This is a genomic window from Priestia sp. P5 (assembly GCF_029522155.1).
GTDB classification, from domain to species: domain Bacteria; phylum Bacillota; class Bacilli; order Bacillales; family Bacillaceae_H; genus Priestia; species Priestia megaterium_E.
In genome coordinates, this window is record NZ_JAKWFJ010000001.1 from 2,092,406 (window position 1) to 2,105,813 (window position 13,408).

Consider the following 13,408-nt stretch of genomic DNA (forward strand, 5'->3'; position numbering starts at 1 on the left):
CTTTCTAAACTGTAAGTATTATGATTACACTACTTTCTAGAATACTATATGCTGTTACATTAACTTTTAGCGTGTTTATGAAGAAAGGAGAATGACTGTGAAGCTATTTGAAGGAAATTTAAAAGTAGGCGACTGGGTCAAAGGAAAGTCTCGCGACGGTGAACTTATATACGGATATATTAAAACGATTAATCCATCTAAAAAAGCAGCACTAATCAACGTTGTGAAAAGTGATGATGAAAAAATGGTCGGCACAACCATTGGCATGATGGATGAAAAAATAGAAAAGCTGCCCCTTCAAAAAACGGCGCACGAAGAGCAAATTCTTTCATTAATTGATCTCGCGCTGCTAACGAAAGACGAAGCTTGGTTTATTGAATTAACAGCTGAATTAAAAAGATTACAAGATAAAAAGCAAGGCTGACATTCCTGATAAGGAATGAAGGCCCTGCTTTTTTTATTATTCCTAGGGGAAAAGCAGGAATGGAAAGCAGCTTGCGAGAAGAAGTAAATGACGACATTAAAAGAAAAGGTGATAAAAGATGAGTAAACGTGTCTTGATTTTAACAGGAGATGCCGTGGAGGCTTTAGAAGTTTTTTATCCGTATTATCGCTGTTTAGAAGAAGATATTCAGTGTACCATTACTTCTCCAGTGAAAAAGAAGCTCCAAACGGTTGTTCATGATTTTCTTCCAGAAATGGAAACATTCACAGAAAAAACGGGATATAAAATTGATTCTCACGCTTCTGTAGATGAAGTGGATCCCGCTGATTTTGACGGACTTATTATTCCTGGAGGACGAGCGCCTGAATATATTCGAATGAACACAAAAGTTCAGGAAATTGCCGCTCATTTTTTAAAAGAAAACAAACCTTTAGGCGTTATTTGTCATGGTCAGCTCGTGTTAACGACGGTTAGAGAGTATCTGCAAGACAGAGAAGTGACAGCGTATCCTGCTTGCCGTCCGGAAGTAGAAGCGGCGGGTGCAGTATTTGTTGAACAGACGCTTCATGTAGACAGAAACTTAGTAACCGGACAAGCTTGGCCAGATTTACCTAAATTTATGAAAGAATTTTTTAACGTGCTAAAAAAAGCTGAAAAAGTGAACGCATAATAAAAAAGCGGGCTGAGAGAAAAGAATTCTTTCAGCTCTTTTACATGATGATAGGTGAGGTGTAAACAACGTGCAGCTTGTGTCTGAACTTTCGAAGAAAATTATAAAAGAAGTGCAGCTTGTGATGAAAGAACATGTAATTGTAACAGATCCAAGTGGAATTATTATTGCGTCAACAGAAGAAAAACGGGTTGGTTTTTTTCACGAAGGCGCGTGGAACGTGATGCAAAGAAAGCAAAAATTATATATATCCAAAAAAGAAGCAGCGGATTTAAAAGGAGTTAAGCCTGGTATTAACTTGCCTATCAGTTATCAAGGAGAGATTATTGGGGTTATTGGCATTACAGGTACTCCAGAAGCCGTTGAGCCTTTTGCAGATATTATTCGAAGATTAACAGAGTTAATTATTCGTGAGGCATATTACATAGAAACAAAGGAATGGGAAAATAAAGGAGTGGAAGCTTTTTTTCGTGAATGGATTTATAGCCAGCAGGTAGATGCAGAATTTATTGAACGAGGCCATATTTTAGGAGTACAAGCAGACAGTGCTTATTGCTGCACGCTGTTTCAAATTGATTCATCTCTTTCGAAAAATAAGCAGCAGCAGGTACAAGAAACAATTCGCTACTGGTTTGAAAGTCATAAAGCTGACGGAGATTATATCGCAAACTGGGGATATGATCGTTTGCTTTTACTGAAAGAGGCGGTAGGTGAAAAGGCAAGGCATGGATTTAAAGAAGAATTAAAAAAATGTCAGCAGTACATTCAAGCAAACAACCAAGTTATGATCACTATTGGTGTAGGAAAGCCAGCGGAGCAATTTAATTTGCATGCTTCATATGAAGAAGCGAAAAAAGCGCTTAAAGTGGCTTCAAAACGTCAAACCGTTGTTTTTTATGAGGAGCTGCTGATGGACATGATTTTAGAAGACGTTTCTAAACCTGTAAAAAAGGAATTCTTGAGTCGAGTGCTTTCCACTCTTTTAAAAGAAAAAGAGCTGCTTGAAACGCTGAAGTGCTATTTGGCCAATGATCAATCATTAAAAAAAACGGCAGTTGATTTACATATTCATATTAATACGCTTCATTACCGCTTGAAGCAAATAAAAGAGCTCACAGATATTGATCCTAAAAGCGTAAAAGGTATTACGCTTTTTTACCTTGCGCTATCTTTACTAGAGTGAAGTGCGTCCTTCGTTGGATAAACATACAAAAAAAGAGTTTTTAAAGCGCTTTTTTTTAGTTCTTTATCTATAGTCCCTCGTTGCTTCTGTAACTATAATAAGAGTAAGAGATACATATAAGGAGGAACGTTATGCTTAATGAACGAACAAAAGCAAAGCTCATTGAAGTTGTAGGATCAGCCAATTTTCAAGATAGCAGTGAAGCAAGACTCGTGTATTCCTATGACGCAACACCTAACTTTCAGTCGCTTCCTGATGCGGTTATTATGCCTGAAAACAAAGAACAAGTGAAAAGAATTTTAACGATATGCAACGAAGATCACGTGCCCATTGTTCCAAGAGGTTCAGGTACAAATTTAAGCGCAGGAACGTGTCCCACGCAAGGAGGAATTGTTCTTACCTTTAACCGGATGAATAAAATTTTAGAAGTTGATGAAGAAAATTTAACGGTTACCGTTCAGCCGGGTGTTATTACGTTAGATTTAATTAACGCTGTAGAGGCAAAAGGTTTATTTTATCCTCCTGATCCAAGCTCCATGAAAATATCAACTATTGGAGGAAACATCAATGAATGTTCAGGAGGATTACGAGGCTTAAAATATGGCGTGACAAAAGATTATGTTCTTGGTCTTGAAGTAGTTCTTGCAAACGGCGACTGCATAAAGACGGGCGGCAAGTTAGCTAAAGATGTAGCTGGCTACGATTTAACGAACTTGTTTGTTGGTTCTGAAGGAACGCTGGGCGTCGTGACAGAAGCGATTTTAAAGCTCATTCCAATACCTGAAACAAAACAAACTCTGCTTGCGCTGTTTGAAGACATGGACGCAGCTGCTAAGACGGTTTCAGCAATTATCGCCAATAAGATTATTCCGGCTACGCTTGAATTTTTAGATCAGCCGACGTGTGAAGTAGTAGAAGATTTTGCCCAAGTTGGGCTTCCAACTGATGTAAACGCTGTCTTATTGATTGAACAAGATGGCCCGCCAGAAGTGGTGAAGCGCGATATTGAAATGATTTCACGCATCTGCAGCGAAGGAAAGGCTGTATCGGTGAAAGTAGCGGCTTCGCAAGCAGAAGCAGAAGCGTTAAGTACAGCAAGAAGATCAGCTCTTTCTGCTTTAGCACGAATGAAGCCAACGACGATTTTAGAAGACGCAACCGTCCCGCGGTCTAAAATTAGTGAAATGGTCAAAGCGATTAATGAAATTGCTGTAAAATACAACGTTAAAATCTGTACGTTTGGTCATGCGGGAGACGGAAATCTGCATCCGACTTGTTTAACAGATGCGCGTGACGAAGAGGAGCTTCACCGAGTCGAACAAGCTTTTGAAACAATTTTTCATAAAGCCATTGAGCTTGGAGGAACGATTACAGGTGAACACGGAGTCGGAGAAATGAAAGCACCGTATTTAGCATTGAAGATGGGCGGAGAAGGAGTAGCTGCGATGAAAGCAATTAAGTATGCTTTGGACCCGCAAGGAATTATGAATCCAGGGAAAATTTTTGCTAAAGACACGAGAAAAAGAGTGGTGGTTCGTTCATGACGGCAACAAAAGACATTCAGCAAGCGTTTAAAGAACGGTTAGATTATGACGAGTTAATGAATTGTATGAGATGCGGTTTTTGTTTGCCGAGCTGTCCGACGTATGGCCAAACCAATCAATATGAAGCAGCGTCACCGCGCGGAAGAATTGCTTTGATGAAAGGAGTTGTAGATGGGCTTATTGAACCGGATGAATCCGTTGAAAAACAATTGAACCTTTGCCTTGGCTGCCGAGCGTGTGAGCCTGTTTGTCCTTCGGGTGTGAAGTACGGACACTTATTAGAAGAAGCGCGTGATATTATTCAGCAGAAAAAACGACATAAATGGCCGGTAAAAGCGCTCAGGCATATGGTGTTTGAACAGCTTTTTCCGCATAAAGAACGATTAAAAAATGTACATTCTCTGCTTGCTTTCTATCAAAGAAGCGGCTTGCAAAAAGCTGTTCAAAAAACAAATATATTAAACGTCCTGCCCGGTAATTTAGCACAAATGGAAAAAACGCTTCCACCTGTGCCAACAAAAAAAGAAATGAAGAAACGTCCTTTTTTATTTGAAGCAGAAGGAACAAGAGAGCGTACGGTTGCTTTTTTTACAGGGTGTTTAATGGACACGATGTTTATGGAAACAAACAACGCGACGATTGCACTTTTACAAAAAGCGGGGTGTAAGGTCGTTATACCAGAAGTGCAGACGTGCTGTGGCGCCCTGCATGCGCACGGCGGAGAAAAAGATCAGGCAAAAAAGTTAGCAAAACAAAATATTATGGCGTTTGAATCTATTCAAGCGGATGATATTGTTCTTAATGCAGGCGGCTGCGGTGCGCTGTTAGTGGAATACGATCATCTATTAAAAGATGAGCCGGAATGGAAAGAAAGAGCAGCGGTCTTTTCTGCAAAAGTCAAAGATTTCTCAGAGATTTTATTGCAGCAGCAGTTTGTAGAAAGACAAAAGTTATCGCTTCCAAGTCAAATTATTACGTATCAAGATTCGTGTCATTTAAGAAACGTGATGAAAACGTCCAGCGCACCGAGAAAACTGATCCAAGCGATTAATAACGGAACGGTGTTTAATGAAATGGAAAATGCGGATCATTGCTGCGGCTCAGCGGGTATTTATAACTTAACGGAACAAGAGATGTCTATGCAAATTTTAGATTATAAAATGGAAAAAGTAAAAGAAGCCCATGCACATACGATTGTAACAGCAAACCCGGGCTGTCTCATTCAAATGAAGCTAGGCGTAGTCAGAGAAGGAGTAGAAGAAAGTGTAAGGGCCGTTCATCTTGCAGATTTACTTCTTGAAGCAGTAGAAAGCAAATAAAAAGGCCGGACGTGTCCGGCCTTTTTATTATTTGAACAGCTGAGAAACAATTTCGTACGAACGAAGGCGAGCTTTGTGATCGTAAATTTGAGCGTTAATCATCAGTTCATCTGCTTCTGTTTCTTCAATAAACTGTTCAAGCTTGACTTTAATCGTCTCAGGACTTCCGACAATAGAAGAGCCCAGCTGCTGTTGAAGAGAAGCTTTTTCAAAGTCAGTCCATAGTTCATCCATATTATCCACAGGAGCTTTTAGTTTACCCGGTGTGTTTCGAATTAAATTTAGAAACTGCTGTTGCATAGAAGTAGCCAAGCGTTCAGCTTCTCTATCTGTATCAGCAGCGATTACGTTTACACCTAACATTGCATATGGTTTCTCTAACACGTCGGACGGCTTAAAATAACGACGGTACATGTTAAGAGCTGTCATTGTATTATTAGGCGAAAAGTGACTTGCAAATGAAAATGGCAAGCCTAGCTGTGCAGAAAGCTGTGCGCTAAAACCGCTTGAGCCAAGGAGCCAAATCGGAATATTTAAACCTTGACCGGGAACAGCTTTAACACGCATCTGACTTTCTGAAGCAGGTTTAAAGTATTCCTGCAGTTCAGCTAGCTGTTCTGGGAAGTCACTGCCGTCGCTTCTGCGGTCGCGTCGCAGCGCCTGCGCTGTCAGCTGATCTGTCCCTGGCGCTCTTCCTAAGCCTAAATCAATACGTCCTGGAAATAGTGATTCAAGCGTACCAAAATGCTCAGCAATAACAAGCGGAGAATGGTTAGGAAGCATAATGCCGCCAGAGCCTACGCGAATGCGTGACGTGCCAGCAGCGACATGACCAATTACAACAGATGTAGCGGAGCTTGCGATACCTGTCATATTATGATGTTCAGCTAGCCAATAGCGGTTATACCCCCATTTTTCAGCGTGCTGAGCTAAATCTAATGTATTTCTAAGTGAGTCAGATACAGTTCCTCCTTCAACTACAGGAGAAAGATCTAACACGGAAATCGGAATATCTTTTAATGCTTTACTCATCAATTTCATCTTCTTTCTTTAAAGACTTCATAGGCCTTGTTATTTCAATGGAATACAAGTATTTTAACAATAATCTTTCGAGTTCCAAAATATTTTGCTTCGGTTATTTTCCTTTACGTTATTGTTCTTTAGTTACACAAGATTCCAAGAAGCAAAAAGCTTGTACGGTATAAGGCAGAAGCCGCCTCTTTCTATAAAAAGCTGTCATATTTTATAGTAGAAGGGATGATGAACATGGTTACTTTAAATGAACTAAAAAGCAAGCAGTACGATATGATATATAGCTTAGGCTATAACTGTTTTCCAGGGATATACATGAAAAAATATTCTTTGCGAAAACAAGCCGGCGTGATTGATTGGTGTATTAGCATTTCTCTTTCTCATGTCAATCAGCTGTTGAAAAATCGCTGTAAAGACTTATTTTTGTATGAACACTTAACCTATATAAGTTCTTTCGGAGATGGTTCTACGCTTAGGCTGCGTGATAAGGTGTATCAAATTGATTCTGCTCATGATTTTCCGTCGTCTATTAATACAGAAAATAACTGGCTTTCGTATAATGAAGTCAAAGAAAAGTATGAGCGGAGAACGGAGCGATTTTTAACGTCGATGGAGACCAGTTCTTGTATATTGTTTATTCGTATGGGTGGAACGTATGAAGAAGCGAAAGAATTAGAGCATACTTTAAAGGGAATGTTCAAAAACGATTTCTATATACTGCTGCTGACAAACAGTGAAAAAGAACTTTTGTCCGAAGCTAACTGGGACTTGCCTTATACATGTGTCTTACATGCACCTATTTTTTCAATGGATGTGCTGCGCGACGACAAAGTATGGGAAGAGCTTTTAAGCGGACTTGTTATAAAATAAAAGGAACTCTTTTTGCTCAATACGGGAATGAAAAAGCTCGTTTTTTTCATAGACTTTGTTATATCTGTGTATCAAAGGAGATGAAAAGATGGAGTCCAATGTGCGGAAGGCGATAAAAGAAATTGTATGGCTGCTGCTAGAACAAGACCAGCGCTGGAATGAGTATCTAGTACAGCTGGAGGATTTGAAAATACAAGTGGATTTGAATAGTTCCGCATATGAAGTTCTGAGAAAGATGACGGGTAATTACGAAGTGCTGCTTGAACATATGGATCTCATTCAGCAGTTTGAAAATCATTCTAAAAGTGAAACAGCGCTGAATGACTTAGTTACCATCGTTATGAAGCATTACTCATTAAAAAGTTCATAAGCCTGCTTTGTGCAGGTTTATGGAGTTTAAGCTCTCAATGGAATTCGGTAGAGATAATCGTTTATAATAAGTACATATGGTGATGAAAGGGTGATCGATATGGAAGAGAAACAAGAAATTGTACCCGTTCGTACAGAGGAAACAGCCAAATATTACTCGGAAGAAAAATTTTGGGACAAGCTTAAAAAGTTTGGTAAAAAAGCGGGAGCAAACGTTGTTTATGCCGTATTGCTTTTATACTATACGCTGCAAAAGCCTGATATTCCGCCAAAAGCAAAAGCAGTTATTATAGGAGCGTTAGGTTACTTTATTCTTCCTCTAGATTTAATTCCAGACTTCGCAGCAGGAATTGGATTTACAGATGATTTAGGAGCTCTAGGGCTTGCATTGATTCAAGTTGCCATGTACATTGATGAAGGTGTTAAACTGAAAGCAAAAGAAAAAATTAAAACGTGGTTTTCAGAAGAACACAATTTTTCCATTATTGATGCTAAAATAAAGTAACGTTATGATCGAAATGTAATTATTAAATTAAGTGAGCAAAAGAAGGTGATAGATGAATCATCTTCTTTTTAACCGTCAATATGTAGGTCTTTGTGACTATATTAATCCTTTTTATGTAAAAAAAGCAGGATTAAAATATTTTTTTCATTAAAATTTTAAGCAATGTAATTGAATAATTGCCCTACAAATGTTAAGTTAAAACATGTTCATAAATTCGTCACAGAAAGCAGTATACAAATAAGTAAGACGGTTTGTAAAAACTTTGTGAAATTATGGAACTTTTTAACTGAGAGTTTCAAACTCTTAGAGATTCTTCCTCATCAATCAGAAGTAGCTTTCTTTCATCACAAGATTAAGCATCTTTCATTTGAAGGTGTTTTTTTTCAGCCTAAGTAAGCCAACAACATGATTGTATGACAAGTTTTTACTAAGGTTGTATAGTTACTGTATTGTATGACAAGTTTTGTGTGATTTGATGTTAAATAAATGAACAGCTTCGAAGTAAATAAATGATTGCAGAAAAACAAAGTCCATGCGTTTTCATGAACCATTATACGTTACTTCATATTTGTAGAGATGTTTAGCAAAAGGGGAGATGAATGGCCTGACGTAAACAATATCCATAGACAAGCCTTAGAAAATAATTATCTTTCTAAAAAAGCAAATTTATATGATTGATTCTAATCTAAACAATGGAGTGTTCAAAAATGGAAATTAGTCAAATCTTTATTATTTTAACCCCAATCTTTTTTGTTATTTTGCTAGGTTATTTAGCAGGGTATTTTAAAAAGTTTGATGCAACAACATCTAAAGGGTTAAATACGCTTGTAACAAAATTTGCGTTACCTGCACATCTATTCGTTGGTATTACAACAACATCAAAACAAACGCTTATTGAAAAATGGCCGTTTTTATTAGCATTAGTTCTTGGTATTATTGGATTTTATGTTCTTTTCTTACTTGTTGCAAAATATGTATTCAAATACTCACTAACAGGCGCGTCTATGTTCTCTTTAAACTCTACGCAGCCAACGTTTGCGTTTATGGGTATTCCCGTATTAGGTAGCTTGTTTGGTGCGGATGTAGTAGCGATTCCAATCGCCATTACGGGTATTGTAGTAAACGCGATGCTTGATCCTTTAGCAACTATTATTGGTACGGTTGGACAACGTGAAAAAAGCGAAAATGATGCAGGAGAAAGCTTATTTAAAGTAACGATTAAATCAATTTTACATGGTCTTTCTGAGCCGTTAGCCTGTGTTCCGTTAATCGCAGTAGTATTAGTGTTATTTGGATTCCAAGCTCCAGATTTACTTTCAAGCAGCTTAGACCAAATCGGTTCAATTACGTCTGGTGCGGCACTATTCGCAGTTGGGGTAACAATTGGTATCCGTAAAATTCAATTTAGCCCAGCGGCATTTGGTATTGCGATTTTAAAAGTGGCTATTCAGCCGCTTGTAATGTTAGGAATTGCAACAGCAATGGGTCTATCATCAGCTGACATCGTAAAATTAGTATTATTAGTAGCGTTCCCAGGTTCAGCTGTAGCAGCGATGATTTCAGTTCGCTTTGACAGCTTAGCTGGTGAAACAGCTTCAGCATTCGTACTTAGTGCCATTATGTCACTTGTTACATTACCGCTGTTAATTTCTTGGTTAATGTAATCACATATATGGATATAGAACAAAAAAGGCTTTGCTATTTTAGCAAAGTCTTTTTTTGTGCATTTATATTTAAAAAAGCTTTAAAAATTCTTGGGCGATTTTAGGAAGATAACTGTCGGTACGCCACGTAACTAAAGGTTCTATTACAAATGGATTATCTTCTATGTTTAAAATTTTAATATGTTCTAGTGAAAAAGAAGATAGCATCGAATAAGGAACAATAGCAGCACCGAGGCCACGACATACTAAATTAAGAAGCATCGCTGAATCATGGCATTCGCATAAAATGTTAGGTGTTATACCCATCTTTTCAAATTCCTTTATAATGCGATTGTATATGCTTATTTCCCGGTTTGAGCGAAGAAGAATAAGAGGGAGAGAAGCAATTTCAGCGACTGAAATCTTTTCTTTTGCATAACCACTTTCTTTAGGAACGGCTACAACAAAAACATCTGGTGCAAGTGTTTTTGTTTTGACATGTTTATAAGGTAAGTCAGTAGTAGTGACTGCTACATCAATCTTTCCATCCGTCAACAACTCGTTTAAATGAGCTGGTTCGTTTTCATAGATATTAAAAGTACTGTTTGGATACTGTTTTTGGATAAGAGTTAGCTTATCGAGAACCGTTGATGCACAGTAGATCGTACAGCCGACTTCAAGCTTTTCATTTGTTATACTTTTACATTCCTGTACTTCCAATACTGATTTTTCGACCCTTTGCACAATTTCTTTCGCTCGGTTTAAAAAAAGCTCTCCTTCTGCCGTTAACAATAAGCGCTTATTATTGTTTCGTTCAAAAAGCAAAAGGCCGAGCTCATTTTCGAGCTGTTTTAGCTGTCTGCTTAAAGGAGGCTGAGCCATATGCAGGCGCTTTGCTGCTTTAGTTACATTTAATTCTTCAGCTATGACAATAAAATAATGAAGCTGTCTTAATTCCACTGTATTCAACTCCATACTTTAAAGGTATTATTATATACTTTATCAATATTTTAATTGTATAGAAAATGAGTGTAAAGTTAAATGTGTAACCAAAGCAGAGAGGAGGAAGAGAAATGAAAATAGCTGTAGGAATCACAGGAGCCACGGGAGCTATTTTAGGTATTCGAATTTTAGAGCTTTTGAAGAAGGCTTCTGTTGAAACGCATTTAGTCATGTCGCCTTGGGCTCATGCCACAATTAAGCTGGAAACACCTTATAGCGTTCAGCAAGTAGAAGCGCTAGCAGATTATTGTTATTCATATCAAGACCAAGCAGCAAAAATTTCGAGCGGTTCATTCCGTATAGACGGAATGATTGTAAGTCCTTGCAGCATGAAAACATTAGCATCTATTCGAATGGGACTAGCAGATAACTTAATAGCGAGAACAGCAGATGTGATGTTAAAAGAAAGAAAGCCACTGGTGCTACTTCCTCGAGAAACACCTTTGAATACGATTCATTTAGAAAACATGCTGGATCTTTCAAAAATGGGCGCTATCCTTGTGCCTCCTATGCCGGCATTTTATAACAAACCTGAGACAATTGATGATATTGTCACTCATATTGCTGTTCGAACGTTAGATCAATTAGGAATTGAGCTTCCTGAGGCAAAAAGATGGAATGGAATTAAACATTTATCACAAGGAGGAAAATAAACATGGCTTATAAAGACTTTAGAGATTTCCTTAATACGCTACATAAAGAAGGGCAGCTACTGACGATTACAGATGAAGTGCAGCCTGATCCAGATTTAGGTTCAGCAGGTCAAGCTATCAGTAATTTAGGAGACCAAACGCCGGGATTATTATTTACCAATATTTATGGGTACAACAATGCAAAGGTAGCCCTAAACGTAATGGGTTCCTGGTCAAATCACGCGTTAATGATGGGACTGCCTAAATCAACTCCTGTAAAAGAACAGTTCTTTGAATTTGCTCGGAGATATGAAAAATTTCCTGTCAAAGTAAAAAGAGAAGAAACAGCGCCATTTCATGAGTGTGAAATTAAAGATGATATCAACTTATTCGACCTTTTGCCATTGTTTCGCTTAAATCAAGGAGACGGCGGCTATTATCTAGATAAAGCGTGCGTCATTTCTCGTGATCAGCATGATAAGGAGAACTTTGGCAAGCAAAACGTAGGTATATATCGTATGCAGGTTAAAGGGAAAGACCGTCTAGGCATTCAACCTGTGCCACAGCATGATATTGCCATTCACTTAAAACAAGCCGAAGAAAAAGGTGAAAACCTCCCTGTATCAATTGCTTTAGGATGTGAACCTGCGATTGTCACAGCAGCCGCTACGCCGCTTCATTACGATCAATCAGAGTATGAAATGGCAGGAGCTATTCAAGGTGAGCCATACAGAATTGTGAAGTCTCAGCTTTCTGATTTAGATGTACCTTGGGGAGCAGAAGTAATTTTAGAGGGAGAAATCTTAGCTGGTGAACGTGAGTATGAGGGTCCTTTTGGTGAATTTACAGGTCATTACTCCGGTGGCAGAAGCATGCCTGTTATCAAAATCAATCGCGTATACCATCGCAAAGATCCTATTTTTGAAAGTCTATATATCGGTATGCCTTGGACAGAAACAGATTATTTAATTGGAATCAATACAAGCGTTCCTTTATATCAGCAGCTAAAAGAAGCATATCCTGAAGAGATTGAAGCGGTGAATGCGATGTATACTCATGGTCTCGTTGCTATCATTTCAACGAAAAGCCGATACGGAGGATTTGCTAAGGCGGTTGGTATGAGGGCATTGACTACGCCGCATGGATTAGGATATTGCAAGCTAGTTATTTTAGTAGACGAAGATGTGGATCCGTTTAATTTACCGCAAGTCATGTGGGCGCTATCGACAAAAATGCACCCAAAACATGATGTCATAACAGTGCCTAATCTTTCAGTTCTGCCACTTGATCCAGGATCTGAGCCGGCTGGTATTACAGATAAAATGATTTTGGATGCTACAACACCAGTTGCACCGGAAACAAGAGGCCACTATTCGCAGCCTTTAGATACACCACTTGAAACTGAAAAATGGGAAAAAATCTTAACGAATATGATGCAAAAATAAACAAGGAGGAATCGACATGCATACTTGTCCAAGATGTGAAACCAAACAAGCAAACGTAGTATCTAAATCACCAGTTGAAGGAGCCTGGGAAATTTATTTATGCGACGTGTGTTTGTTTACCTGGCGTTCTTCTGAACCTGAGACCATCACCAATCCTGAAAAATACCCTCGACCATTTAAAGCCAATCCAAAAGACGTACCGCTGGCAACGCACGTGCCTCCTGTGCCACCCCGATCTTACTAAGCAAAGGCGGTAAGTAAAATGAATAAAGCAGAGCTGCCAAAAGCCGTGCGCGTATTTTTAAATGGAAAAGACTTAGAAAGAAAACAGCGTGATGCGATGTTGCTATCTACAGTGACATCCGAGGGTTTTCCTCATGTAGCAATGATTAGCGCAGGAGAGCTGGTAGCTATTAGCTCTTCACGCGTCAAGCTGTTAGTATGGAAGGGTACAACGTCTGCAAAAAACATGATACAGAATCATAAGGCAACCGTTACATTAGTTGTTGAAGGGAAAGCTTATTACATTAAATTTTGGCTGAAAAAAGAAGCTCCTGTGTTATCAGGCTATGAGTTATTTACAGGAGAAGTAGCCGCTGTTAAAGAAGATTACGCAAAATATGCTGTTCTAACATCAGGAATTCAATTTCAGCTTCATGATTCCAAACAGGTACTAAGCCGCTGGAAGCAATCAATTGCAGCTGTTCTTTCTACTGAAAAAACCGATTCTTAAAAATAAGAATCGGTTT

At 38.6% G+C, this 13,408-nt stretch carries 15 protein-coding genes; 13 read left to right on the forward strand and 2 right to left on the reverse strand.

What is annotated here, in order from left to right; genetic code table 11:
- The first annotated feature begins 91 nt into the window (after positions 1 to 91).
- The 5 genes from MMB69_RS11320 to MMB69_RS11340 all read left to right on the forward strand — a co-directional run bounded on the left by MMB69_RS11320 (position 92) and on the right by MMB69_RS11340 (position 5,161).
- Positions 92 to 424: an IDEAL domain-containing protein gene (locus MMB69_RS11320; RefSeq protein ID WP_155660365.1), complete on the forward strand. Its 333-nt coding sequence runs from the start codon at positions 92 to 94 to the stop codon at positions 422 to 424.
- 118 nt (positions 425 to 542) lie between these two features.
- The gene (locus MMB69_RS11325; protein ID WP_277447742.1) at positions 543 to 1,115 is read left to right on the forward strand and encodes a DJ-1/PfpI family protein; all 573 of its coding nucleotides are present in this window, start codon (positions 543 to 545) and stop codon (positions 1,113 to 1,115) included.
- 70 nt (positions 1,116 to 1,185) lie between these two features.
- Complete coding sequence (locus MMB69_RS11330; protein WP_208733432.1) at positions 1,186 to 2,298, forward strand: CdaR family transcriptional regulator; 1,113 nt, start codon at positions 1,186 to 1,188, stop codon at positions 2,296 to 2,298.
- Between the two features lie 131 nt (positions 2,299 to 2,429).
- Positions 2,430 to 3,842: a glycolate oxidase subunit GlcD gene (gene glcD / locus MMB69_RS11335; protein WP_277447743.1), complete on the forward strand. Its 1,413-nt coding sequence runs from the start codon at positions 2,430 to 2,432 to the stop codon at positions 3,840 to 3,842.
- A complete protein-coding gene (locus tag MMB69_RS11340; protein WP_277447744.1) occupies positions 3,839 to 5,161 on the forward strand; it encodes a (Fe-S)-binding protein in 1,323 nt (440 codons plus the stop codon). Before glcD ends, MMB69_RS11340 begins: the two co-directional genes overlap by 4 nt.
- A gap of 27 nt (positions 5,162 to 5,188) precedes the next feature.
- Here the strand turns inward: MMB69_RS11340 and MMB69_RS11345 are convergent, their stop codons facing one another.
- A complete protein-coding gene (locus MMB69_RS11345; protein ID WP_074680799.1) occupies positions 5,189 to 6,193 on the reverse strand; it encodes an LLM class flavin-dependent oxidoreductase in 1,005 nt (334 codons plus the stop codon).
- A gap of 234 nt (positions 6,194 to 6,427) precedes the next feature.
- Between MMB69_RS11345 and MMB69_RS11350 the strand changes: the two genes are divergently transcribed.
- The 4 genes from MMB69_RS11350 (at position 6,428) to MMB69_RS11365 (ending at position 9,601) form a co-directional block, all read left to right on the forward strand.
- Positions 6,428 to 7,063: a DUF1796 family putative cysteine peptidase gene (locus tag MMB69_RS11350; RefSeq protein WP_277447745.1), complete on the forward strand. Its 636-nt coding sequence runs from the start codon at positions 6,428 to 6,430 to the stop codon at positions 7,061 to 7,063.
- 88 nt (positions 7,064 to 7,151) lie between these two features.
- Positions 7,152 to 7,433: a hypothetical protein gene (locus MMB69_RS11355; RefSeq protein WP_013057341.1), complete on the forward strand. Its 282-nt coding sequence runs from the start codon at positions 7,152 to 7,154 to the stop codon at positions 7,431 to 7,433.
- A gap of 99 nt (positions 7,434 to 7,532) precedes the next feature.
- A complete protein-coding gene (locus MMB69_RS11360; protein ID WP_063247858.1) occupies positions 7,533 to 7,937 on the forward strand; it encodes a YkvA family protein in 405 nt (134 codons plus the stop codon).
- 707 nt (positions 7,938 to 8,644) lie between these two features.
- Positions 8,645 to 9,601: an AEC family transporter gene (locus MMB69_RS11365; protein ID WP_257041942.1), complete on the forward strand. Its 957-nt coding sequence runs from the start codon at positions 8,645 to 8,647 to the stop codon at positions 9,599 to 9,601.
- 69 nt (positions 9,602 to 9,670) lie between these two features.
- Here MMB69_RS11365 and MMB69_RS11370 read toward each other — a convergent pair whose 3' ends face one another.
- A complete protein-coding gene (locus MMB69_RS11370; protein ID WP_264407618.1) occupies positions 9,671 to 10,540 on the reverse strand; it encodes a LysR family transcriptional regulator in 870 nt (289 codons plus the stop codon).
- 113 nt (positions 10,541 to 10,653) lie between these two features.
- Here MMB69_RS11370 and MMB69_RS11375 point away from each other — a divergent pair, with 113 nt between their 5' ends.
- From MMB69_RS11375 to MMB69_RS11390, 4 genes are read left to right on the forward strand one after another with little or no spacing between them, the layout of a single operon-like run.
- Entirely contained in the window at positions 10,654 to 11,235 is a 582-nt protein-coding gene (locus MMB69_RS11375) for a non-oxidative hydroxyarylic acid decarboxylases subunit B (RefSeq protein WP_074896569.1), read from the forward strand.
- A 2-nt stretch (positions 11,236 to 11,237) separates the two neighbouring features.
- Complete coding sequence (locus MMB69_RS11380; RefSeq protein ID WP_221785009.1) at positions 11,238 to 12,659, forward strand: non-oxidative hydroxyarylic acid decarboxylases subunit C; 1,422 nt, start codon at positions 11,238 to 11,240, stop codon at positions 12,657 to 12,659.
- Between the two features lie 16 nt (positions 12,660 to 12,675).
- A complete protein-coding gene (locus MMB69_RS11385) occupies positions 12,676 to 12,903 on the forward strand; it encodes a non-oxidative hydroxyarylic acid decarboxylases subunit D (RefSeq protein WP_277447746.1) in 228 nt (75 codons plus the stop codon).
- An 18-nt stretch (positions 12,904 to 12,921) separates the two neighbouring features.
- Positions 12,922 to 13,392 carry a pyridoxamine 5'-phosphate oxidase family protein gene (locus tag MMB69_RS11390; protein ID WP_028413105.1) on the forward strand — a complete coding sequence of 157 codons (471 nt, stop codon included), beginning with the start codon at positions 12,922 to 12,924 and terminating at the stop codon, positions 13,390 to 13,392.
- Positions 13,393 to 13,408: the final 16 nt, after the last annotated feature.

What these genes read in the sequence shown, in the direction of transcription:
- MMB69_RS11320 (WP_155660365.1), top strand. Translation starts at nt 92, where the DNA reads ATGACTGTGAAGCTATTTGAAGGAAATTTAAAAGTAGGCGACTGGGTC.
- MMB69_RS11325 (WP_277447742.1), top strand. Translation starts at nt 543, where the DNA reads ATGAGTAAACGTGTCTTGATTTTAACAGGAGATGCCGTGGAGGCTTTA.
- glcD (WP_277447743.1), top strand. Translation starts at nt 2,430, where the DNA reads ATGCTTAATGAACGAACAAAAGCAAAGCTCATTGAAGTTGTAGGATCA.
- MMB69_RS11340 (WP_277447744.1), top strand. Translation starts at nt 3,839, where the DNA reads ATGACGGCAACAAAAGACATTCAGCAAGCGTTTAAAGAACGGTTAGAT.
- MMB69_RS11345 (WP_074680799.1), bottom strand. Translation starts at nt 6,193, where the DNA reads ATGAGTAAAGCATTAAAAGATATTCCGATTTCCGTGTTAGATCTTTCT.
- MMB69_RS11350 (WP_277447745.1), top strand. Translation starts at nt 6,428, where the DNA reads ATGGTTACTTTAAATGAACTAAAAAGCAAGCAGTACGATATGATATAT.
- MMB69_RS11355 (WP_013057341.1), top strand. Translation starts at nt 7,152, where the DNA reads ATGGAGTCCAATGTGCGGAAGGCGATAAAAGAAATTGTATGGCTGCTG.
- MMB69_RS11360 (WP_063247858.1), top strand. Translation starts at nt 7,533, where the DNA reads ATGGAAGAGAAACAAGAAATTGTACCCGTTCGTACAGAGGAAACAGCC.
- MMB69_RS11365 (WP_257041942.1), top strand. Translation starts at nt 8,645, where the DNA reads ATGGAAATTAGTCAAATCTTTATTATTTTAACCCCAATCTTTTTTGTT.
- MMB69_RS11375 (WP_074896569.1), top strand. Translation starts at nt 10,654, where the DNA reads ATGAAAATAGCTGTAGGAATCACAGGAGCCACGGGAGCTATTTTAGGT.
- MMB69_RS11380 (WP_221785009.1), top strand. Translation starts at nt 11,238, where the DNA reads ATGGCTTATAAAGACTTTAGAGATTTCCTTAATACGCTACATAAAGAA.
- MMB69_RS11385 (WP_277447746.1), top strand. Translation starts at nt 12,676, where the DNA reads ATGCATACTTGTCCAAGATGTGAAACCAAACAAGCAAACGTAGTATCT.
- MMB69_RS11390 (WP_028413105.1), top strand. Translation starts at nt 12,922, where the DNA reads ATGAATAAAGCAGAGCTGCCAAAAGCCGTGCGCGTATTTTTAAATGGA.